This is a genomic window from Kutzneria sp. 744 (genome assembly GCF_000568255.1).
Taxonomy (GTDB): Bacteria; Actinomycetota; Actinomycetes; order Mycobacteriales; family Pseudonocardiaceae; genus Kutzneria.
The window spans coordinates 5,069,422-5,090,565 of sequence record NZ_KK037166.1 but is presented as its reverse complement, the minus strand read 5'-3'; the positions used below and the strand labels follow the sequence as shown (position 1 = coordinate 5,090,565).

Genomic DNA, 21,144 nt, shown 5'->3' with positions numbered 1-21,144 from the left:
CCCTGCCGCTTGGAACGGACCATTCCGCTACTCGGAGTTCAGGAATGGTCCGTTCACAGCGTCGGTGGTCGAGGGCCTGATGCTTGGAAAGGCATCCCAGGGTTTTGGATGTCAAGCGGCGGTCTGGTCGACGTGATGTGACCAGGCCGTCCCTTCGTCGTAGACGGTGCCGGTCTTCACACAGCCGTGCAGGATGCCCACCAACCGGTTGGCCAGCTGCGGCAACGCGGCGTTATGACCAGCCCCACGGGCTTTCTGCCGGTCGTAGTACGCCCGTGCGCCGGGCGACGACGTGAGCGCGGCGAACGCCTGGGCCATCACCGCGTCCACCAACCGGTCGTTGTGGACGTGCCGGGCCAGCACGGCCTTCTTCTTGCCCGAGGCACGGGTGACCGGCGAGGTGCCGGCGTAGTTCTTGCGGGCCTTCGCGCTGGCGTAGCGGTGCGGGTCGTCTCCGAACTCGGCGAGCACCCGAGCGCCGAGCACCGCTGCCAACCCAGGCTGGGAAGCGATGACCTCAGCGGCCGGGTGCCGCCCAAAATGGGCCTGCACCTGCCCCTGCAGCACAGTGATCTGCGTGTTGAGCACAGTCGGCACCGCGACCAGCGCCGTGACCGACGCGCCGTAGGCCTCGGCCACGACCTCGGGCTGGGTCAGATCCTGAGCGCGCAACGCGGCCTGGACGGCCGCGGCCTTCCCGGCGACATCGCGGCGGCGGGCCCGTGTCAACGCCGCGCTGATCTGTGTCATCGTCAACCGGGCGGCCCGGCCCTGCGTCGGGGCCGTGGCCAGCAACTCCAGCGTGTCGCCGGCGTCGAGGTCCTCGAACGCGGCCAGCGCGGCGGGGAAGTAGTCCCGCAACGCGTGCCGCAACCGCTGGACGTGGCGGGTCCGTTCCCAGATCAGCGTCTTGTGGATACGGGCCACCATCTTGACCGCCTCGGCCAGGGCGGAGTCACCCGCGACCGGGCGCAGTTCGTGGGCGTGGGTACGGACCATGTCGGCCAGCACGTGCGCGTCGGCGGCGTCGCTTGTGGCACCCGAGATCCCCAACCGGCGCCGGAACCCGGCCACCTGCACCGGGTTGACCGCCAACACCGTGTAGCCGGCCGCGACCAGCGCCGCGAGCCACGGGCCCCGGTCGGTCTCGATCCCGACCAGCACCTCCACATCCCCGTCGTCGGTCTCGCCGGCCTGATCGCCGATCATCGCGTGCAGCCGGGCCATGCCGGCCACACCCTCGGGCAGCCGCGCGGTGGCCACCCGGTGGCCACCGGTGTCCATCAGCTCAACGTCGTGGTGGTCTTCGGCCCAGTCATCTCCCACGAACAGCCGCAACGATCCTCCCGTGCTCTCGATCGCCCTGCATGGCCAGCGGGAGAACCATCAGCGACCTCATCAACCAGTGCTCCCGCACGCGGGGCACGACATCCCAGCGGCGATCGACTCTCCCGGCCTACCGGCGGGGGCACGGTCTTTCCACAGGACTCCAGGTCCAGGACCATTCAGTGCTCATCCGCCGGCCGGCTACCACCAGGAGCCTGCCAGACAGCCACTCCCAACACTGATTAGGACCATTCGTGGCGTTCAGTGTGAGGAATGGTCCTTTCACACAGGTCGGGTGCTTGTCCGGTTCGAGCCAGAATCGGGGGCGAGGGGTGGCCGGGCGGTGGGAGCGCTGTCACCCTGCGAAGGGTGATCAGGCTCCTGCCGCTTCTCCTGATCGTCCTGGCGCTGCCGCCGGTTCCGGCCGCGGCGGCGACGACGGTGTGCGCCACGTCCTGCGACACCCTCGACCCGTCGAGGGCCCAGCGGGAGACGTTTCCCCTGCCGGACAAGAACATCAACGGCCGCAAGGTCCAGCTGCACGTGTCGGAGCCGGACGGCATGGCCTGGGCCAGTATCGATCTGGGCACGACGGGCGACGCGGTGTGGCTGGACCGGTCCTGGGACGGCGGCCAGACGTGGGAGGGGCTGCTGGGCAAGGCCGCCATCCCGAGCAGCTGGACCGGCACCAGAACGCTGATGTACAACGTCTACGACCCGGTGGGGCATCGCCGCGGCGTGATCAGGGCCTGCGGCGACGCGAACGGGGTGGCCTGCACGGATTGGCTGTACCCCAACGTTTGCGACGAAGCCTGTGATGGCAGCAGTCAACAGAACGGTGACATGCAGCCGGTCGCGCCGACGACGATCTACGGCCGCACGGTCCGGCTGCACACCGATGCCAACGGCATGGCGTGGGCGACGATCGAGAACAACGGGCCCGGCGACGAGGTCTGGCTGGACCGCAGCTGGAACGAAGGCGCGAGCTGGCCGGACGGATCGTCGCTCGGACGCACGACATCGGGCCGTACCGCGATGTTCGCCACGCGAGATCCCAAAGCCAAGCTGTACGGCGGTGTTGTGCGGGCTTGTGGACGGGAAGCCAGTCACGCCAACGGAAGCTGCACGGCGTGGGCTCGCCCGTCGCCGACACGGGCCGGGGCGGCGGCTGATGCGCTGGTGTACTCCTACGACGCCTATCAGGCGTGGTGGCCCAGCAGCTGGTGGAACTCGGCGGCCACGCTGACGGCGTTGATCGACTACGCTCGGCAGACCGGAAACCATGACTACGACTGGGTTGTCGGGCGCACATTCGACGTGAACAAGGCAGTGTTCCCGGCCGGCGTCAAGTCGAGCGACCCGATCGAGGGCGACTTCATCAGCCGGGCGATCGACGACTCGGCATGGTGGGGCCTGGCCTGGATCGCCGCCTACGACTACACCCACGACTCCCGCTACCTGACCGAGGCGACGACAATTGCCAACTACGTCAACGATTTCTGGGACACCGGGACGTGCGGAGGCGGCGTCTGGTGGAACCGCGAGCGGACGTACAAGAACGCCGTGACGAGCGGCCTCTATCTGAGGCTGACCGCCGCGCTGCATGTGGACGCGCCCGGCGACACGGTCTGGGGCCAGCGGGCCGTGACGGCGGGAAACTGGTACCTGAACAGCGGCCTGATCAACGGGAACAATCAGGTCAACGACGGCCTCACCGCCGACTGCCGCAACAACGGACAGACCGTCTGGACGTACAACCAGGGCCTGGCCATCGGTGGCTTCGACGAGCTCTACCGCGCCACCGGCGACCGGCGTTGGCTGGACGCGGCGACGCGCCTGGGCAACGCGGTCGGAACGGGTGTGCTGACCGAGTCATGCGAGCCGAACTGCGATGACAACCAGAAGCAGTTCAAGGGGATCCTCGTCCGCTACCTGGCCGAGGTCGGCTACCAGCCGTACCTGCAAACCCAGGCGAACTCCTTGTGGGCCAACGATCGAGACCCGCTCAACCACCTCGGCCTGCGCTGGGCCGGCGGCGCCCCGAACGCCGTCGACTGGCGCACACAGGCCAGCGCGCTGGAGGCCCTCACCGCGACGCCGAATCCAGCAGGAGGTTGACCAGGGAGATCACATTGTCGGTCTCCGGCTCGTGCCCGCCGAGCAGATGGCTGTACATGAACGAGTCGCCGATGCGGACGATCGCCTGTGCCAGCACGCCCGTCGGCACGGCGAAGCACACGCCGGACTCGACCAGCAGCTTGGCGAACAGCGTGGTCGCGCGCTGCTCGACCAGGCCGGGGGCGAGCACGATCCGGATGAACAGCAGCGGGTCACGCTCGATGAACGCCCGCAACGGCTCGGCGCCGATCACGGCGTACATGAAGCGCTCGAAGACCACCCGCACGCGATCGAGGCCCTCGGCGCAGACGCCGTCGAGGCAGCGTCGGAAGGTGTGCTCGGTCTGCTCGGCCAGCACCATGCCGACCAGCCCATCGTGGTTGCCGATGCGCCGGTAGAGCGTGGCGCGGCTGAGCCCGAGGTCGGCGGCCAGCACGGACATGTCCAGCGGCCGGCCCGACAGGTAGGCGGTGGTCGCCGCCCGGACCACATCCTCGGTCGTGTTTCTTGTCAACCAGGCCTCCCTGTGAGACAAATACGGTGATTGTCTCACACGGGGAGGCGGGGCGTGACGCACTTTGTGGACCACGGCGGCACCGGACCGGCGGTGGTGCTGCTGCACAGCTTCCTAATGGACGGCGGCATGTTCGAGCCCCAGGTCGCCGCCCTCGGCGACGCGTTTCGGCTGGTCACGATCGATGAACGCGGTCACGGTCAGACACCGGCGGACGGCCCGTTCACCTACTGGGACGTGGCACGGGACGTGCTGGAGGTGGTGGACCAACTCGGCATCGACCAGTTCGCGGTCGTCGGCACCAGCCAGGGCGGATTCGTCGGCCTGCGGCTCGCGCTGCTGGCCCCCGACCGGGTGACCGCGCTGGCCGTGATGGGCAGCTCCGCCGCTCCGGAGGACCCGCACGTCGCCGAGGCGTACCGCGGACTCGGCGCGCTGTGGACCACGCAGGGGCCGACCGATCAGCTGCTCGACATGGTCGCCACCATCTGCATCGGCGCCATGGACGCCTCCGCGTGGAAGGTCAAGCTGCGGGCACTGCCGTACGAGCGCGTGCCCATGCTGCTGGAAGCGCTGACCGGCCGGGACGGCGTGATCGACCGACTGGGTGAGATTTCCTGCCCCACGCTGGTGTTGCACGGCACCGCCGACGCCGCCTACCCCGTGGAACGGGCCGAGGAGATCGTCGCGGCGGTGCCCAAGGCGGAGCCGCTCGTGCTGGTCGAGGGCGGCGCGCACTTCCTCAGCCTCACCGACCCGGATGCGGTCAACCCGCCGCTACGCGAATTCCTTTCGGCCAACATCTGATTCGGCCGAACGGACGTGTACGTCTGCCCGTTCATGGACCTGATTTGTCCGCCGGCACGACCGTTTGTGATGCTGCGACCGTGATTCGAGGGCGCAAGCGGCTCTGGCGGGTGGTGCTGCCCGTGCTGTGCCTGGCGCTGGTCGCCGGCGGGGTCGTCACCTACCGCGCGCTCAGCGCGCCGGCCGGGGCGACCTACATCGACATCGCCGACGCCAACCCGGCGCCGACGCCGGTCGCGTACACCTCGACCGGCTCGCCCGGCAGCTGGCACGTCGACTGCGGGCGCAACCAGGAGCGGATGTACAACTCCGACAATCTGGTCGCCCAGCCCGGTGTCGTCGGCGGCGCCCACCACGTGCACGACTACGTGGGCAACAAGTCGACCAACGCGTTGTCCACCGACGACAGCCTGGCCGCGGGCGAGACCACGTGCCAGTTCGGCGACAAGTCCACCTACTACTGGCCCGTGCTGATGCTGCCGTCGGCGTTGACGCAGATGGACGGCATGGACGGCATGTCCATGAACCACAGCACCATCGCCGTGCCGACCTCGGTGCTGGTCGAATATCGCGGCAGCCCGGTCAGCAGCGTCATCGCCATGCCCCGATTCCTGCGCGGCACCACGGGAAACCCGCACGGCACCACCGAAGGACTCGCCAACACCGAGCACGTGCAGTGGACCTGTTCCGGTGCGCGGGACCGGATCACCAATGACTATCCGCAGTGCGGATCCGGGCAGCAGACCATTCGCGTGTTCGACTTCCCGAACTGCTGGAACGGCACCAGCACCGACAGCCCTGACCACCGCAGCCACCTCGTGTTCCCGGAGTCCGGCGGCGGCTGTCGGGTCGGCACCTTCCCGGTGCCGGAGCTGCACATCGAGGTCGCCTACACACTGGCGCCCGGCCTGCACTACGCGATCGACGCCTTCCCGGACGAGCACTACAGCTCCGTGACCGATCACGCGATGTTCGTCGACGCCATGCCGGATTCGCTGATGACCAGGGTCGTGGACTGCATCAACTCGGGCCGGCACTGCTGATCTACTTGCCCGGAAGCGGGGGAGTCTGGCCGCCGGTCGGGCTGACCGCGAACCACGTGCCCTTCACGCCCTGGCCGTTGATGTCGCCGGGCGCCTTGTCGCCGGAGAAGTAGTACACCGGCTGACCGTTGATCGTGACCTGGCAGGTGCCCTCGGTCCGTTCGACGTAACCGATCGCCTGCGGGTCGACACCGGTCGGGTAGATCTTGCCGGGCGAGGCGATCAGCAGCGGCGGCCACGTCTTCGCGCACGCGCCGTAACACGTGGGCTTCTTGTTGCTGTCATTGGTGAACATGTACAGCGTCATGCCGTTGCCGTCGGTCAGGAACGTGCCGATCTGCTCGGACGTGGTCGCCCTGACCTCGATGTCGTTGGCGTTCTGCTGCATCGGCTGCTCCGGCGCGCCGCTGAGGATCTGCACCAGCTTCTGCGTCTTGGCCACCGTCGGCGGTGGGACCGCGGGCGGGTTAGGCAGCGTCACCACCTTCTCCACCGGCTTGGTGTCCACGGCCTGCGGCGTGCCCTGCACACCGCACGCCGTCATCGTGATCATGGCCGTGACCAGGAGGGACGAGGAGAGGATCAGCTTGCTCAGCCGCATGGCTCTGCACTCCGTGAGTCGTCGGGTGGGGTTGCCGCAAACACGGTCGGGCGGCTCGGGCGGTTCAAGGCGAAATTCCGTTGAACCCGTTCGGCGGTTCGCTCGTGTGTCACGTAGGCCGGGCCCGCGCGGTGTGCAGGGCGTCGCACGGACCCGGCCGCCCTCCACTGTGGACGGTGTGTCCGATCGGGCAGCCGTCGGCGGCTGGAGTCGCCCCGCGGTCGGCCGATCGCGTCGGGTGGCCGTGTTTCTCGATGAGCCCGATCGGGATTTCCGGTCGGTGCACGGGGGTGACACGGAAGGTGGTGCTGATGGCAGGGCTGAGCAGGCGCGCCCGCCACGACGTGGCCGACGAGGCGTTGCTGCGTTCGCTGTACCGCGAGCACGGCGGGGCCATGGTGGCGTACGCGTATCGGCTGACCGGGGACCGCGCCGCGGCGGAGGACGTCGTGCAGGAGGCGTTGGTGCGGGCCTGGCAGCATCCCGACAGCCTGGTCAACGGCAAGGGGTCCGTTCGCGGCTGGCTGTTGACCGTGGTGCGCAATCTCGTGACGGACAAGGCTCGCGCCCGCGCCTCTCGGCCGCAGGAAGTCGCCGAGCCGCCCGTCGACGTCGCCGTCTCCCACGACCATGCCGAAGGCGTCGTCAACACCATGATCGTCGGCGCCGCGCTGGGCCGGCTGTCCGCCGAGCACCGTGACGTCCTGGAGCAGATCTACCTGCTCGGCGGCACGGCCAGCGAGGCCGCCCAGGCGTTGGGCATTCCGCTCGGGACCGTGAAGTCCCGGTGCTACCACGCACTTCGCGCGCTGCGCGGATTTCTCCCTGGGGTCGAAGCGGGATTGGAACGGTCGGTGTCATGAAAAACCCTGATGTGGAGCGGTACCTCGCCGGCACCCTGGACGAGGATCGGTCGTTGCTGCTGGAGCGGCACCTCCAGACGTGCCTGCAGTGCAGCGACGAGGTCGCCGAGTTCCATGAGTTCCAGCGCATCGTCGACACCGTGCTGAACGGTCCCCCGCCCGACGGCGACCTGGTGCTGCAGCGGGCCCTTCGTCAGATCCGCACCGAGTCCGCCGCCAAACGCCGTCGCCGCGGCGCCTTCCTGGCGTCCGCCGCCGCCGTTGTCGTCGGTGTCGCGCTCACCACCGGTGTGGCCGTCGGACGATCCGGTGATTCCGTCGGGCCCGTTCGTGCTCAGGCCACCGATGCCGGCACCGGCGCCGCGTTGGCCGTGTCCTTCGCTGAGACGTCCGGGTGGTCGCACATCTCCGCCGCCGTGAGCGGGGTTCCCGTCGGGACCCAGTGCGAGTTGGTGCTGGTGGGCCGTGACGGGCGGCAGACCATCGCCGCCGGGTGGAAGGTGACCGCGGGGGAGTCCACCGTGGACGCCAGCGCATTGGTCGATCCCGCGGACATCGCTTCGGTTCGGTTGGAGAACGCCGCCGGCAAGCAGTTCGTGTCGGTTCGGCTGTAGTTCGGGGTCTTCTCGAGGCCGCCACCTTTCTTGGGTGGCGGCCTTTTGTTGTTGCCCTTCCGCCGTTGTCCTTCCGCCGTTGTCCACAGGGCCCGTGCTCCGTCGCCGGTTGTCCACAGGCCTTGGCGTTAGAAGATCAACTCCGTGTTTCCGCTGGTAGGCTGGAGCGGGGATGGCCCCCTTGGGTTGGGTGGGCCATGTGGTGGGTGGGCCATGTGGTGGGTGGGCCATGTGGTGAGGCGGGGTGGGCCGACGTGCGCAGCGTCGGTGTACAGGGCGGGCGCGGTGGGGGCGTGGGCGGTGTTGTGCGGCTGATGTGGCCGGACGCTCGTTGCCTCGTTGCCTCGTTGTGTTGCTGCGCTGTTGCGGACGGGCAGGGACGGGTGCGTGATCTGGCCGCGGCACGAGGTCGGCGAGGTGTGGCGCTGGCGGTGTGACCGCGCACGATGAGCCGGCCGAGCGCATCGAAGACGTCCGGGCCGAACGGAACGTGCAACGCCAACCTGTGAGCGTGCCTGTCGCTGAAGCTCGGGTGCTCAAAGCATGAACCGTCCTGATGGAGCTCCTCCGAACCGGGCGCTGACGCATACAAAGAAGGGGACCGGCCGGAGCCGGTCCCCTTCGGGGTCTAGCGGCGGGAGTCAGCCCGCGAAGCGGATCGAGTAGACCGCCTTGTCGAAGCCGATGGCGGCGAGGTCGTTCTGGTTGCCGGTCACGATCATCGACTTGCCGGTGCAGTCCTTGCCGGTCCACAGCTTGTACGTGCCCGAGGCCTGGATGGAGGAGACGAGCGACGGGGTGGTGACGTTGGCGCAGCCGGGGCCGGAGATGCCCTGGGAACCGTTGGGCTCGGAGAGGTTCTTGCCGGAGTCGAGGATGGCGCCGGTGGCGGTGAGGGTGGCGTTGCCCGGGTTGGTCGTGGTGGTGGCAGTGCCGGCGCCGTTGCCGCCGCCGCTGTTGTTCACGCCGCCGCCGCCGTTGTTGGTGGAACCAGAGCCGGTGCCGTCGGCGAAGCGGATGGAGCGCACGGCGTTGTCCATGCCGACCGAGGCCAGGTCCTTGACGTCACCGGTGATCACGACGGACTTGCCGGTGCAGTTGGGGCCGTCCCACAGCTTGATAGCGCCGTCGGTGGTGATGGAGGAGGCGATGCTCGGGCGGAACACCTTCTGGCAGCCGGGGCCGGACACGCCCTGGGAGGCGCCGTTCTCGGAGAAGTTGGCGTCGTCGAACAGGATGGCGCTCGTGCCGGTCAGCGTGGTGCCGGGGGCGCCGGTCGGCGCGGTGGTGTTGGTCGCGGGCGGGGTGGCCCCGGGCGGCGTGTTCTTGCCGAAGTTGCGCTGGCCGTCGGGGGTGACGGCCCACCAGGTGTTGCCGACGGCCTCACCGTTGGTGTCGAAGGGCTTCAGGTCCTTGCTGAACGTGTAGAGCGGCTTGCCCTTGAGGGTGATCTGGTAGTTGCCGTCGTCGGGACGCTTGATGGTGCTCAGGTCCCTCGGGTTGAGGCCGGCGACAAAAACCTTGCCGGGGTTGGAGATCTCCACCGGCGGCCAGGTGACCTTGCACTGGTCGACGCAGTTGGACTTGTTCTTCTCGTCCTTGTCGAAGACGTAGATCACCTTGTTGGCCGCGTTGAGCACGACCGGGTCGAGTTCGCCGGCCTTGCCGGCCCGCAGCTGCACCCAGGAGTGCGCGACGGCGGCGGGCGCGCCCTGCGGGGCCCAGTCGCCGGTGTTGGGGGTGGCGTTGTTGGACTTCGCGGTGCCCTGCAACAGGTTCAGCGGCGAGGAGTCGGCCACGTTGCTGGTGGCCGGGGAGGCCTGCGGCGCATCCGGAGTCCCGCAGGCGGCGAGCATCGCGGCGGCGCCGGCCACGAGGGCAGCAAGGGACACAACATGCTTGCGAGACATGGGGTTCTCCAGTGTGGGGCTTACAGGGTTCCGGTCGTCCGGAAGCCGTTCGCGATCTACACGGGAGGTCCCGGCGAACGGTTCAAAGAATTTTCGAGAGAACCGTTCGCCGCTGGTCAGAGCCCCGAAATACTAGGGAACGAGCACGATCTTGCCGCGGGTGTGCCGCTGCTCCAGCTCGCGGTAGGCATCACGAACCTCGGCCAGTGGGTACTTTCGGGCAACCACGAGTTCCAATTCGCCCGCGGCGATTCGCGAGGCGAGCTCGGCCAGCACGTCCGCACTGGCGCCGTCGGCGTTGCCCTCGGCCTTGATGCCGTACTTCTCCACGGCCGGGAAGTTGATGATCGTGTTGATCCGTCCCTTGTCGACACCCAGCTCCAGCGCCAGCTCCACGTAGTCGGCGCCGAAGGTGTCGATGAACGCGTCGACGGTCCCACCCGCGGCTTCCCGCACGCGGGCGGCCACGCCGTCGCCGTACTCGACGGGCGTCACGCCGTGGGCGGTCAACCAGTCGCTATTGGACGGTCCGGCGATGCCGATGACCTTCGCGCCCGCCGCTACGGCGAGCTGCACGACCAGGGAGCCGACGCCGCCGGCCGCGCCGGACACCACGACGGTGTCCCCCTTGGACAGTGCGACGGCCCGAACCGCCGCGTAGGCAGTGGTTCCGGCGACGAACAGCGCGCCGGCCTGCTCCCACGTCACCTCGGCCGGCTTCGACGTGAGCTGCGTCACCGGGATCGCCACGAACTCGGCCTGGCTGGCCCGGTCGTCGGTCCAGCCGATGATCTCGTCGCCGACCGCGACCCCGGACACGCCCTCGCCCAGCTCGGCGACCACGCCGGCGAGGTCGCTGCCCTGACCCGACGGGAACGTCGAGGGCCATACCGAGTGGAACGCGCCGGACCGGATGCTCGCCTCGCCGGGGTTGATGCCGGCCGCCTTGACCTGCACGAGCACCTCGCCGTGACCGGGGACCGGCCGGTCCACCTCGACCACGTCCAGCACGTCGATGCCGCCGAACTCGTTGTACCTGACCGCCTTGGGCATGGCTTCGGGCCTCCTCGTCGGGTGTATGTGAAGCCTCAACCACCCGCTCGGAGGATTTAATCCAGCAGTCCACGCTCATAGGCGAGCGAGACGGCCTCGGTCCGGCTCGAAGCGCCGAGCTTGGCCATCACGCGGGACAGATGCACGCTGGCCGTCTTCTCGCTGATGTAGAGCCGCTCCCCGACCTGCCGGTTGGTCAGGCCCGCGGCCACGAGCTCCAGCGTCGCCCGCTCGCGCGGAGTGAAAAGGTCCTCGGTGTCCACCTCCACGCCGGCGACCTCGATACGAGCCCGCTTGGCCAACGCCTCGACGGCGTCGCGCAGCGGCAACGCTCCCATGTGGACGGCCTCGGCGTGCGCGGCCCGAAGCTCCACAATGGCCTCTTCCCGCCGGCCGTCGTTGATCAGCGCCTCTGCTAACCGCCACCGGGCAGAAGCATGCCAATATCTGAACGTCACAGCCTTGGCCACCGCGACCCGCCACAGCTCGACGTCGACATCATCGCGCAGCCGGTTGAGCTCGGCGTCCATCCGGGCTTCCATGCAGGCGGTCTCCGGATTGCGCATGTCTTCGCGCCACTGGTGATCCAGCGAGTACTCGCCCTCGGTCAGGGCCAGCTCGTGCACGCGCTCGCCCTCGGCGATGGCGTCGCGCGCCGCGTCGTCGTCGCCACGGCGCCAGGCCTGCTCGGCCATGTCGGCCAGCGCGCCGACCGCCATCGCGCCGGCCCGTCTGGCCTTGGTCACGCTGGCCCGGGGCGCCTCGGCGATCGAGGCGATGAGCCGGAGGCTCTCGTCGACGGCTTCGCGCAGGTCGCCCCGCCATGTCGCCGCCTCGGCCCGCGCGAAGCGGACGCGCCCGACGATGTTGGCATCGTCGGAGTAGGTCATGATCCGGGCCGCCGCCTCGTCCACCTCCTCGAACCGACCGGCGACGGCCAGCTCGTACAGGGCGGCCGCCTCCAACCGCATCGACGCCCAACGCGGCGCGGTCGTGTGGTCTTCGAGTTTCTCGGCCGCGGCGCGATCGCCCATGTTGAATCGGACCGCCATCCGGGCCACCCGGGCCTCGACCGCGAGCTCTGACCAGGCCAGACCCACTTCGACCGCCCGTTCGACGAGCTCGTTCGCCACCACGACCACGTCCTGGACTCGCCCCTGCATGAACAGGTTGACCGCGAGGTTGTTGCGGGCGCGGAGCTCGACGGCGTAGGCACCGATCTCCGCCGCCCTGGTCGCGGCTGCCCGGTACAGCTCCTGGGCCTCCTCGGCCCGGTCGCGCCACTCGGCGTAGACGGCCAGGGTGATCAGCGCGTCGACTGCGACATCGTCGGCCCCGACCTGCATCGCCTCGTCCCGGGCCTGCTCGGCCAGGCGTTCCAGCTCGTCGATGTCCAGCCCGGCGGACCCGTACCAGGCCCACTCCCGGGCCCGCAGCGCGATGATCCTCGCCCGGGTGACGCTCTGCGGCCGGTCCTGGACCAGCTCCCAGGCCTCGCTGACCGCGGCGGCGATCTCCGCCGAAGCCGTCTCCAACGGGATCAGCGTGAGCACCAGCTGATGCCTGGCCTCGGCGCCGGTCTCCGGGTCGTCGGCCAAGCCGATCGCCGACCGCGCGTAGGCCACCGCCCGGTCGGAGTCGCCGGCTGCGGACGCCATGCGGGAAGCCAGGCGCTGCAACGAATACTCGCTGACGCCGGGCTCCGACACCGCGCCGAAGTATCGCAATGCCTGCTCGACGTGGTGCAGGGCCTCGGCCGGCGCGCGAAGCTCGACGGCCATGTCGGCCGCCTGCACCGACGCCTTGAACGCTGTCGGCAGATCATGGCTCTGCAATGCGTGATACGCCAGGGAGGCCGGCGAGGTGACCACCCGGGCGTACTTGGCGTGCAGCTGAAACCGTTCTCCCGGCAGCAGATCCTCGTACACGGCCTCGCGGAGCAGGGCGTGCCGGAAGGCGTAGCCGCGCTCGGCGGTCACGAGGACGTTGTGCTGCACGGCCTCGCGAAGCGCCTCGTCGAGATCGTCGAGCTCGGCGACCGCCTGCAAGACCGAATGCTCCACCTCGCCACCGGCCCCGGAGGCGGCACGGACGACGCGCTGGGCATCGCGGCCCAACCGTTCGACTCGGGACAGCAACAGATCGGACAGCCCGGTCGGCACGGCGGTGCCGTAGGCGGCGATGAGCTCCTCGCAGAAGAAGGCGTTGCCCTGCGACCGGGTGGCGATGTTGCGCAGCGTCTCATCGGCCAGCGCGTCGTCCGACAGGGCCGACACGAAGGTCATCGCGTCGGCCCGGTCGAACGGAGCCAACTCCACCCGATCCACAGTGGACAACCGGCCCAGCTCGGTCAGCAACGGCCGCAACGGATGCCGCCGGTGCAGGTCGTCCACCCGATAGGTCGCCACCACCAGCAGCCGCTGCCGGTTGAGCCGGGAAACCAGGAACAGCAACAAGTCCCGGGTCGCGGCGTCGGCCCAGTGCAGATCCTCCAACGCCAACAGCACCACCGAGTTGGCGGCCAGCTCCGCCAGCTCGGTGTGCACGGCCTCGAACAGCCGCAGCTGCTCCATGGCGTCGTCCAGCCGGGAGGCGCCGGACTCGGGCAACCGGCCCAGCGCCTCCACGAACGGCAGATACGGCAGACCGGCGCGTTCCACGTCGAGGCACCGTCCGGTCAACACCCGCACTCCGGCGTCGGCGGCCCGCGCGGTCAGTTCCGCCAGCAGCCGCGACTTGCCGACGCCGGCGTCACCGGCCAGCAGCACCGCCCCGGCCCGCCCGTCCGCCGCGGCGGACAGTGCGGACTCCAGCGCCGCCAACTCCGTGCGACGGCCGACCAACGGGATCCCCGATCCGATGCGCGGCACATCGCATGGTTGCACAAGATCAGCGGCTCTGCGGCTGGTTCCCCCGCTTCCACCAGCGCCGACGGTTGCCGCGCCGGGCCGCCCGCACCTGCTCGGCGGCCTGCCGCTGGGCCTTCTGCTGCTCCATCACGTACTGGTAGTTCGAGTCGCTCAGCTGCCACATGACGAACCTCCCCTTTTCGGCCACCTTGAGGTTCGGTCTGAGGCACCCCCTCAGGCATTGGGCAGTCACGTCGTTCTCCACGCCGAAGCCGACCCGGGAGAACTGAGGGGGTACCCGGGTGATCTGCGGGCCGCCTTAGGCTGCACCCCATGTCGGCGACGCGGTTGTTGGTGTTGGGGGTGGTGCGCGGCTACGGGCGCGCGCACGGCTACCTGATCGGCAACGACGTGATGTCGTGGGGCGCGGAGATCTGGGCCAATGTGAAGTGGGGTTCGATCTATCACGCGTTGAAGCAGGGCGTGAAGGCCGGTTTCCTGCACGAGGACTGGGCCGTGCCGGGCCGTACCGACTACGAGCTCACCGAGAAGGGCGAGTTCGAGTTCAAACGGCTGCTGGCCGACGCGCTGCGCAAGCCGGAGCCGCGGCCGGACATGCTGGCCGCGGGCCTGGCCCTGCTGCCGGCGCTGACCCGGGCCGAGGCGATCGCCCTGCTGCGGGTGCGGATGGAGGCGGTCGAGGCCATCCGCGCGGAGGCCGGCGAGCAGTACACGAGCTGGCAGGAGCCGCCGCACGTGCGCGAGCTGTACCGGCTGCGCGTCACCGATGCGGCCGACGACCTGGCCTGGACCAGCGGATTGATCGAGCGGCTGGAGCGCGGCATGTACGCGATGGCCGGCGATCCGGGCACGGTCGGCAAGGCCGGCAGCTGGCCCCGTCCGGCCTGATCGCTATTCAAGTTTGCATACCCGGCCGTCGCGGGTGCACACTGGCACCCACGGGTATTCAAGTTTTAGTACTCGATCGGGGGGCGAATGTCAGTTCTCGTCGACGGACTGCGCAAGCGGTTCGGGGACAAAATCGCGCTCGACGGCTTTGACCTGCGGGTTCGGCCCGGCACGGTGTGCGGGTTGCTCGGACCCAACGGCGCCGGCAAGACCACGTCCGTACGCATCCTGAGCACACTGCTGCGGGCCGACGGCGGCCGGGCCGAGGTCGCCGGTTTCGACGTCGCGACCCACCCCATGGAGGTGCGACGGCGCATCGGCCTCGTCGGCCAGCACGCCGCCGTCGACGAGGTGTTGAGCGGCCGTCAGAACCTGGAGCTGTTCGGCCGGCTCTACCACCTGGGCGCCGCGAAGGCCCGGGTCCGGGCCGCCGAGCTGCTCGACCGGTTCGGGCTGGCCGACACCGGGAACAAGGCCGTCCGGCACTACTCGGGCGGCATGCGACGGCGGCTCGACCTGGCCGCCGGCATGATCCTCGCGCCCGACGTGCTGTTTCTCGACGAGCCCACGACCGGGCTGGATCCCCGTGGCCGCAACGAGGTCTGGGACGCCGTGCGGTCGCTGGCCGGCGACGGCGCCACCGTCCTGCTCACCACCCAGTACCTCGACGAGGCCGACCAGCTGGTCGACCAGATCGCCGTCATCGACGCCGGCCGGGTGATCGCCGGGGGCAGCCCGGCCGAGCTCAAGTCCCGGCTCGGCGGCGACCGTATCGAGGTCGTCGTGCACGATGTCGGCGACCTGGGCACCGCTGCGGAGCTCCTGCGCAAGGTGGCCGATGCCGAACCCGAGCGGGATCTCGACCGGCGTCGGCTCAGCGCCCCGGTGCGAGACCGCGTCGCCGCGCTGACCGAGACCGTCAGGGCCTTGGACGCCGCCGGCGTGCCGGTGGAGGACATCGCCCTGCGACGGCCCACCCTGGACGAAGTGTTCCTGACCCTGACCGATGGAAAGGTGTCCGCGTGAGCAGCCTCCGGTGGGCAGTCGCCGACGGGTGGACGATGACCCGGCGCGACCTCGGGCACTGGGTCCGGCAGCCGGCGCCGGTGGTGGTCAGCCTGCTGTTCCCGATCCTGCTGGTGCTGATGTTCGGCTACCTGCTGGGCGGGGCCATCGCCGTGCCGGGCGGCGGGGACTACCGGGAGTTCCTGCTGCCGGGCATGTTCGTGATGACCATGGGCTTCGGCGTGGAGAGCACGCTGCTCGCCGTCACCACGGACGCCTCGCGCGGCGTCACCGACCGGTTCCGGTCGATCCCGATGTCGCAGTCGGCGGTGGTGGTCGGCCGCTGCGGGGCGGACATGCTGAACTCCGTGTTGGTGCTGGTCGTGATGGCGGCCTGCGGCCTGGCCGTCGGCTGGCGCCCGCACGGCGGCGTCGGCGCCACCCTGGCCGCGTTCGGACTGCTGCTCCTGCTGCGGTTCGCGTTCCTGTGGGTGGGCATCTGGCTGGGCCTGATGGTCGCCGACCCGAGCGCGGTGACGCTGGTGCAGGTGGTGGTGTGGCCGGTCAGCTTCCTGTCCAACATCTTCGTCTCGCCGGACACCATGCCCGGCTGGCTGGGCGCGATCGCCACCTGGAACCCGCTGTCCGCCACCGCGGCCGCCACCCGCGACCTGTTCGGCAACCCGGGCCTGGCCGACGGATGGATCGGGGTCGCGGTGGCGTGGCCGCTGCTCCTGGTGGCCGTGTTCTTCCCGCTGTCGGTACGCGCATTTCGGAGGTTGAGCCGATAGTGGACGAACTGACGCGCTGCCCCGTCGTGTTCGAACCCGCGGATCCGCCGCGATTGGGCAGAATGGCCTTCTGGGGCGCCGAGCTCCCCACGGAGGCTTTTGGAGTACACCGACGCTTAAGAAGGGGGACAGTTAAGGTCCTAGCGCGATTAGGTTCACCCACGACAAAACGCCAGCCGAACAGAGCTTATGTTCAAAGCGTCGAGTAACTGACAATATAATATGCCGCTTAGGGTCGAGAGCACTAGTTACAGCTTCGAAACTATGTCGATAGTTTACGGCTAGTAGCCGATCACCTGCCCTAGTCACAGCGTTTGGTACATGTAGTCACAGATCCACTCTCGAATCAGATAGTTGCCACCCAGGTGGGCTGAGGTACCCCTATGCCTATAGGATTCATTAATACCGGTCACAGCGCGGCATGTTGTCAGATTCGGCACGACTCCTATCGGAATTCGCAAGGAAACAGTTGGATCCCCCACGCGCCACGGTCCGACGATATGCGGTTATGTTATCTTGACCGCGTTCTGGGGTGCGGCCACCGTGGTCGCGCTCCAGCTGGTCGCCCGCGGCCGGCTGCTGCCCACGGTCTCGCCCGGCGACTACGACGCGTGGCGCATCGGCCCCCTCGACCCCACCGACCAGGGGCGGATCGGCGAGCTGGTGGCCGCCATGCCGGCCGAGGCCCGGGCGGTGCCGGTGCCCGACCGGCTGCCGCTGGAGCTGCCGGACGCCCGTGAGCTGGTCGAGGACTTCCTGAACGCGATCGCCGACGGGCTCCCGCGTGGCGGCAGCGAGGCCGCGTTCCTGGCCGCTACCCCGCAACGCGTGCCGCAGCTGCGGACCTGGGCCGACGGCGTCAGCGTGTCGCTGCGCATCGAGTTCGACAACCGGTTCCGGGTCGTCGTGCAACTGCACAGCCTGTCCGATCCCGGCGTGGTCAGCGACGCCGCCGAGGCGTGGGCGGGGGCCGGCAAAGCCCGTGCCCAGTCGCAGGCCCTGGTCGCGCTGCGCCGGGCGGCCCGGGTCTGGCCGGCGCTGAACTCCTTGCTGCACAAGGAGATTCCCGACGAGATCATCCTGCTCGACGACGAGGTGCGACAGCTGCTGGGCGGCGCGGCCGACCGGCTGGCGGCCAAGGGCGTGCCCGTGCACTGGCCCAAGGAGCTGGCCCAGCAGCTGGTCACGCGGGTGGCCATCGGCGGCGGCTCGGCGCCCAAGGACATGCCCGGTTTCCTCGGCGGCGGCGAGGCCCTGCGCTTCGACTGGCAGGTCGCCCTCGGCGACGACCCGCTGACCAAGGACGAGCTGGAGCAGCTGGCCCAGGCCCACCGGCCGATCGTGCGGCTGCGAGAGCAGTGGCAGCTCGTCGACGCCGACCTGGCCCGGCGCGTCCGGCAACGGGAGCTCACGCCGCTGAACCCGTTGGCAGCGCTCGGACTCGCGCTGACCGGTACCGCCGAGATCGACGGTGAGCAGATCGAGGTCGTCGCCGACGGCTGGCTCGCCACGGTGCGGGACCGGATCGCCGACGCCGAGGGCGGGGCCGAGCTGTTGGCGCAGCCGCCGGCGTTGAACGCGACGTTGCGCGATTACCAGCTGCGCGGCCTGCGCTGGCTGGCCCGCATGACCTCGCTCGGCCTCGGCTGCTGCCTGGCCGACGACATGGGCCTGGGCAAGACGATCACCGTCATCGCCCTGCACCTGCACCGTTCGGCTGGCGCCACGCTGGTGGTGTGCCCGGCCTCGCTGCTCGGCAACTGGGAACGGGAGATCCGCCGTTTCGCGTCTGGCGTCTCGGTTCGGCGATTCCACGGCTCGGCCCGCGACCTCGCCGACGTCGACGATTTTGTGCTCACGACCTACGGCACCATGCGCCGCGACGCCGAAGAACTCGCTGCCGTGCCTTGGGATCTGGTCGTCGCCGACGAGGCCCAGCATGTGAAGAACGCCCGGTCCGCCACCGCGAAAGCCTTGCGCGGCATCGGAAACGGTGTTCGGGTGGCTCTCACCGGCACGCCCGTCGAGAACAGCCTGTCCGAGCTGTGGGCCATCCTGGACTGGGCCACGCCCGGGCTGCTCGGCTCGCAGCCCGCGTTCCGGCGGCGGTGGGCCAAGCCCATCGAGGCCGACAAGGACGAGGAGACCGCCCGGCGGCTGGCCCGGATGCTGCGGCCGTTCCTGTTGCGGCGCAGCAAGTCTGACCCCGGCATCGCGCCCGAGCTGCCGGCCAAGACCGAGACCGACCAGCTCGTGCCGCTCACCCGGGAACAGGCCGGGCTGTACGAGTCCGTGGTGCGCGAGGTCATGGCCGAGATCGCCCAGACCGACGGCATCGCCCGCCGCGGCCTGATCCTCAAGCTGCTCACCTCGCTCAAGCAGATCTGCAACCACCCGGCCCAGTACCTCAGGCAGACCGACGCCCGCCTCGCCGGCCGTTCCGGCAAGCTCGCCCTGTTCGACGAGCTGGTCGGCACCATCGTCGCCGAGGACCACGCGGTGCTCGTGTTCACGCAGTACGTGGCCATGGCCGAGCTGCTCTCCCGGCATCTCGCCGACCGTGGGCTGCCCAGCCAGCTCCTGCACGGCGGCACGCCCGTCGCCCGTCGCGAGGAGATGGTCGACCGGTTCCAGGGCGGCGAGGTGCCGATCTTCCTCATCTCGCTGAAGGCCGGCGGCACCGGCCTGAATCTGACCCGCGCCGACCACGTCGTGCACTACGACCGCTGGTGGAACCCGGCCGTCGAGGACCAGGCCACCGACCGCGCCTATCGCATCGGGCAGACCAGGCCCGTGCAGGTGCACCGGTTCATGACCGAGGGCACCATCGAGGACCGCATCGCCGCCATGCTCACGGCCAAACGCGCCCTGGCCGACGCGGTGTTGACCGGCGGCGAGGCGGCTCTCACGGAGCTGACCGATGCGGAGTTGTCGGATCTGGTGAGGCTGCGATGACCGACGCCCAAGGCTTTCCCGCTTTTCCCGCTCGTAGCCGGCGCCGACAGCCCACCTGGTGGGGCACCGCGTGGATCCAGGCCATGGAGGACACGGCGGTCGACGCCGGGCTGACCAAGGCCGGTCGGCGCATCGCCGGCCAGGGCCAGATCGGGCCGATCACCATCAGCCCGGGCCGGATTGCGGCGGTGCTGGACAATGCCTTCAGCACCAGCATCGCCGTGGAAGCCCTGTCCGACAACGCATGGGCGGCGCTGGTGGCCGAGGCGTCCCTCCAATCGGGACACCTGGCCGCCCTGTTGGACGGATTTCTGCCGCACGACCTCTCCGCCGTGGTGCCGGGCGTCGGCGATCTTGACGCCCAGTGCAACTGCGACGACTGGGGCAACCCCTGCCAACACGCCGCGGCCCTCTGCTACCAGGCGGCCTGGCTGCTCGACGCCGATCCGTCCCTGTTGTTCTTGCTGCGAGGCCGCTCGGCCGAGTCCCTCACCAAGGAGGTTTCCCGACACCACAACGACAACACCGTCCTGGCCGCCGAGGCTTTCGCCCGGCCCGCCCCGTCGTTGCCCGAACCGCCGCCGCCGGCCACGGGGGAGCTGCGGCTGCTCAGCATCGAACCGCCGCCGGGCATGGACGCCGGGGCGCTGGCCGGCGCGGCCGCCACGGCGGCGACCCGCGCCCGGCAGCTACTGGCCGAGGGGCCAGCACGAGTCGCGGATTCGTAGCCGGGGCATCAGATTCACCTGCCACCGCGGCGACCAGGCGTCGCGCCGGTCCCCGAGCCGGCCGAGCAACATTCGCGCGGTGGTCAGGCCGATCTCCCGCTTCGGCGGCTGGGCGGCCGTGAACGGCGGATCGGCGGTGCCGGCCGCCTCGTCGTCGTAGGCGACGATCGAGAACTCCTCGGGCACCTGGACACCGGCCGCGCGCAGGCGCTGGAGCAGCATGATCGCGTCGACGTCGTTATGGATGAGGGCCGCGGTGACGGCGTGCTCGCGGATCGCGGCGAGCAGCCGTGATGCTGCCATGTCGAAGCCGGAAGGGTCGGTGCGCAGGGAAAAGGTATTGATCACGGGAACCGGGGGCGCGCCGAGGGCGAGGGCGCCGAGCGGTAGCCGGCGCAGACCGCGGCGCCGGTCGGGCTGCGATGGGCGGCCAGGGCGATGCGACGATGCCCGAGCTCGGCCAGGTGCCGCACGGCCAGCAACGCGCCGAAGCCGTGATCGGAACCCACCCGGTCCATCGGCAGCGCGAACGGCCCCGGCAGCCGCCGCTCGACCAGCACCGCCGGCACGGCGAGATCCCGGAGCCCGGCCGGCGCGATGGCGCTCGCGCCGGGGTCCGCGCTCGGGGTCAGCAGCAGCCCGTCGACGCCGGCGGCCAGCAGCTTGCGCACCTGGGCGTCATCCTCCGACCGGCGATAGCCCGAGACGCCGACCACCAGCCGCGCATCGGCAGCCGTCGCCGCCTCCTGCGCGCCCCGCACCATCTCGCCGAAGTAGTACGCGCCGCTCGGGACCAGCATTCCGAGGGTCGCACGGTTCGAGCGGCGGGCCCGCCCGACGGCGACCGGCAGGTACGGCGGCACGTGCTCCGGCCACGAGACCACGCCGTACCCGTGGGTGAGCAGTCCCCGCGCGGCCAGCGCCGCGACGTCGCGGCGGGCCATGACCGGCGCGACGCCGAGTTCCTCGGCCAGTTCGGCGACCTGGACGCGGCCCAGTTCCTGCGCGATCTCCAGTATCCGGTGGCGGCGGTGCTCGGCGGACGTCCCCACGCGCTC

19 protein-coding genes are annotated in these 21,144 nt (G+C 69.8%); 10 read left to right on the top strand and 9 right to left on the bottom strand.

Annotated features, from left to right (window positions below; all coding sequences use genetic code 11):
* Window positions 1-111 precede the first annotated feature (111 nt).
* Window positions 112-1,332, bottom strand: coding sequence for an IS110 family RNA-guided transposase (locus KUTG_RS22710; RefSeq protein ID WP_255361032.1), 1,221 nt, complete (start codon window positions 1,330-1,332; stop codon window positions 112-114).
* A gap of 363 nt (window positions 1,333-1,695) precedes the next feature.
* On the opposite strand from KUTG_RS22710, the gene KUTG_RS22705 reads away from it, so the two are divergent.
* The gene (locus KUTG_RS22705; RefSeq protein ID WP_232240898.1) at window positions 1,696-3,444 is read left to right on the top strand and encodes a glycoside hydrolase family 76 protein; all 1,749 of its coding nucleotides are present in this window, start codon (window positions 1,696-1,698) and stop codon (window positions 3,442-3,444) included.
* Here KUTG_RS22705 and KUTG_RS22700 read toward each other — a convergent pair.
* Window positions 3,413-3,958, bottom strand: a complete 546-nt coding sequence (locus KUTG_RS22700) for a QsdR family transcriptional regulator (protein WP_043719372.1) — start codon at window positions 3,956-3,958, stop codon at window positions 3,413-3,415. The two genes, KUTG_RS22705 and KUTG_RS22700, sit on opposite strands and share 32 nt — an antisense overlap.
* A gap of 54 nt (window positions 3,959-4,012) precedes the next feature.
* Here KUTG_RS22700 and KUTG_RS22695 point away from each other — a divergent pair, with 54 nt between their 5' ends.
* Complete coding sequence (locus tag KUTG_RS22695) at window positions 4,013-4,765, top strand: alpha/beta fold hydrolase (protein ID WP_052395251.1); 753 nt, start codon at window positions 4,013-4,015, stop codon at window positions 4,763-4,765.
* Between the two features lie 80 nt (window positions 4,766-4,845).
* Window positions 4,846-5,808 carry a DUF1996 domain-containing protein gene (locus KUTG_RS22690; protein WP_198047280.1) on the top strand — a complete coding sequence of 321 codons (963 nt, stop codon included), beginning with the start codon at window positions 4,846-4,848 and terminating at the stop codon, window positions 5,806-5,808.
* A 1-nt stretch (window position 5,809) separates the two neighbouring features.
* On the opposite strand, the gene KUTG_RS22685 is transcribed toward KUTG_RS22690, so the two are convergent.
* On the bottom strand, window positions 5,810-6,409 hold the full coding sequence (locus tag KUTG_RS22685) for a COG4315 family predicted lipoprotein (RefSeq protein WP_052395247.1): 600 nt from the start codon (window positions 6,407-6,409) through the stop codon (window positions 5,810-5,812).
* 311 nt (window positions 6,410-6,720) lie between these two features.
* Here KUTG_RS22685 and KUTG_RS22680 point away from each other — a divergent pair, with 311 nt between their 5' ends.
* The gene (locus KUTG_RS22680; RefSeq protein WP_043730286.1) at window positions 6,721-7,272 is read left to right on the top strand and encodes a sigma-70 family RNA polymerase sigma factor; all 552 of its coding nucleotides are present in this window, start codon (window positions 6,721-6,723) and stop codon (window positions 7,270-7,272) included.
* Complete coding sequence (locus tag KUTG_RS22675; RefSeq protein WP_063753552.1) at window positions 7,269-7,886, top strand: anti-sigma factor; 618 nt, start codon at window positions 7,269-7,271, stop codon at window positions 7,884-7,886. The genes KUTG_RS22680 and KUTG_RS22675 overlap by 4 nt, the downstream gene beginning before the upstream one ends.
* Window positions 7,887-8,527: 641 nt before the next feature.
* Here KUTG_RS22675 and KUTG_RS22670 read toward each other — a convergent pair.
* From KUTG_RS22670 to KUTG_RS58840, 4 genes are all read right to left on the bottom strand, one after another.
* Entirely contained in the window at window positions 8,528-9,796 is a 1,269-nt protein-coding gene (locus KUTG_RS22670; RefSeq protein ID WP_084579675.1) for a COG4315 family predicted lipoprotein, read from the bottom strand.
* Between the two features lie 132 nt (window positions 9,797-9,928).
* Window positions 9,929-10,849 (bottom strand): NADP-dependent oxidoreductase, encoded by a 921-nt coding sequence (locus tag KUTG_RS22665; protein ID WP_043719369.1) that lies wholly within the window; start codon window positions 10,847-10,849, stop codon window positions 9,929-9,931.
* Window positions 10,850-10,905: 56 nt separating this feature from the next.
* Window positions 10,906-13,719, bottom strand: coding sequence for a helix-turn-helix transcriptional regulator (locus tag KUTG_RS22660; RefSeq protein ID WP_043719367.1), 2,814 nt, complete (start codon window positions 13,717-13,719; stop codon window positions 10,906-10,908).
* A 19-nt stretch (window positions 13,720-13,738) separates the two neighbouring features.
* Window positions 13,739-13,882, bottom strand: coding sequence for a hypothetical protein (locus KUTG_RS58840; protein WP_157494709.1), 144 nt, complete (start codon window positions 13,880-13,882; stop codon window positions 13,739-13,741).
* A 149-nt stretch (window positions 13,883-14,031) separates the two neighbouring features.
* Between KUTG_RS58840 and KUTG_RS22655 the strand changes: the two genes are divergently transcribed.
* From KUTG_RS22655 to KUTG_RS22635, 5 genes are all read left to right on the top strand, one after another.
* Window positions 14,032-14,607 carry a PadR family transcriptional regulator gene (locus tag KUTG_RS22655; RefSeq protein WP_043719365.1) on the top strand — a complete coding sequence of 192 codons (576 nt, stop codon included), beginning with the start codon at window positions 14,032-14,034 and terminating at the stop codon, window positions 14,605-14,607.
* 87 nt (window positions 14,608-14,694) lie between these two features.
* The gene (locus KUTG_RS22650) at window positions 14,695-15,633 is read left to right on the top strand and encodes a daunorubicin resistance protein DrrA family ABC transporter ATP-binding protein (protein WP_043719364.1); all 939 of its coding nucleotides are present in this window, start codon (window positions 14,695-14,697) and stop codon (window positions 15,631-15,633) included.
* Complete coding sequence (locus tag KUTG_RS22645; protein ID WP_043719362.1) at window positions 15,630-16,403, top strand: ABC transporter permease; 774 nt, start codon at window positions 15,630-15,632, stop codon at window positions 16,401-16,403. The genes KUTG_RS22650 and KUTG_RS22645 overlap by 4 nt, the downstream gene beginning before the upstream one ends.
* Before the next feature lie 516 nt (window positions 16,404-16,919).
* A complete protein-coding gene (locus KUTG_RS22640; protein ID WP_232240897.1) occupies window positions 16,920-19,358 on the top strand; it encodes a DEAD/DEAH box helicase in 2,439 nt (812 codons plus the stop codon).
* On the top strand, window positions 19,355-20,086 hold the full coding sequence (locus tag KUTG_RS22635) for an SWIM zinc finger family protein (protein WP_043719358.1): 732 nt from the start codon (window positions 19,355-19,357) through the stop codon (window positions 20,084-20,086). Before KUTG_RS22640 ends, KUTG_RS22635 begins: the two co-directional genes overlap by 4 nt.
* Here the strand turns inward: KUTG_RS22635 and KUTG_RS61580 are convergent.
* Both KUTG_RS61580 and KUTG_RS61575 read right to left on the bottom strand, forming a co-directional pair.
* Complete coding sequence (locus KUTG_RS61580) at window positions 20,048-20,485, bottom strand: substrate-binding domain-containing protein (RefSeq protein WP_232241476.1); 438 nt, start codon at window positions 20,483-20,485, stop codon at window positions 20,048-20,050. The two genes, KUTG_RS22635 and KUTG_RS61580, sit on opposite strands and share 39 nt — an antisense overlap.
* The gene (locus tag KUTG_RS61575; protein WP_052395239.1) at window positions 20,431-21,138 is read right to left on the bottom strand and encodes a substrate-binding domain-containing protein; all 708 of its coding nucleotides are present in this window, start codon (window positions 21,136-21,138) and stop codon (window positions 20,431-20,433) included. The genes KUTG_RS61580 and KUTG_RS61575 overlap by 55 nt, the downstream gene beginning before the upstream one ends.
* Window positions 21,139-21,144: the final 6 nt, after the last annotated feature.

Coding starts and splice junctions, on each gene's coding strand:
- KUTG_RS22685 (WP_052395247.1), bottom strand. CDS start 6,409: ATGCGGCTGAGCAAGCTGATCCTCTCCTCGTCCCTCCTGGTCACGGCC.
- KUTG_RS22680 (WP_043730286.1), top strand. CDS start 6,721: ATGGCAGGGCTGAGCAGGCGCGCCCGCCACGACGTGGCCGACGAGGCG.
- KUTG_RS22675 (WP_063753552.1), top strand. CDS start 7,269: ATGAAAAACCCTGATGTGGAGCGGTACCTCGCCGGCACCCTGGACGAG.
- KUTG_RS22670 (WP_084579675.1), bottom strand. CDS start 9,796: ATGTCTCGCAAGCATGTTGTGTCCCTTGCTGCCCTCGTGGCCGGCGCC.
- KUTG_RS22665 (WP_043719369.1), bottom strand. CDS start 10,849: ATGCCCAAGGCGGTCAGGTACAACGAGTTCGGCGGCATCGACGTGCTG.
- KUTG_RS58840 (WP_157494709.1), bottom strand. CDS start 13,882: ATGTGGCAGCTGAGCGACTCGAACTACCAGTACGTGATGGAGCAGCAG.
- KUTG_RS22655 (WP_043719365.1), top strand. CDS start 14,032: ATGTCGGCGACGCGGTTGTTGGTGTTGGGGGTGGTGCGCGGCTACGGG.
- KUTG_RS22650 (WP_043719364.1), top strand. CDS start 14,695: ATGTCAGTTCTCGTCGACGGACTGCGCAAGCGGTTCGGGGACAAAATC.
- KUTG_RS22635 (WP_043719358.1), top strand. CDS start 19,355: ATGACCGACGCCCAAGGCTTTCCCGCTTTTCCCGCTCGTAGCCGGCGC.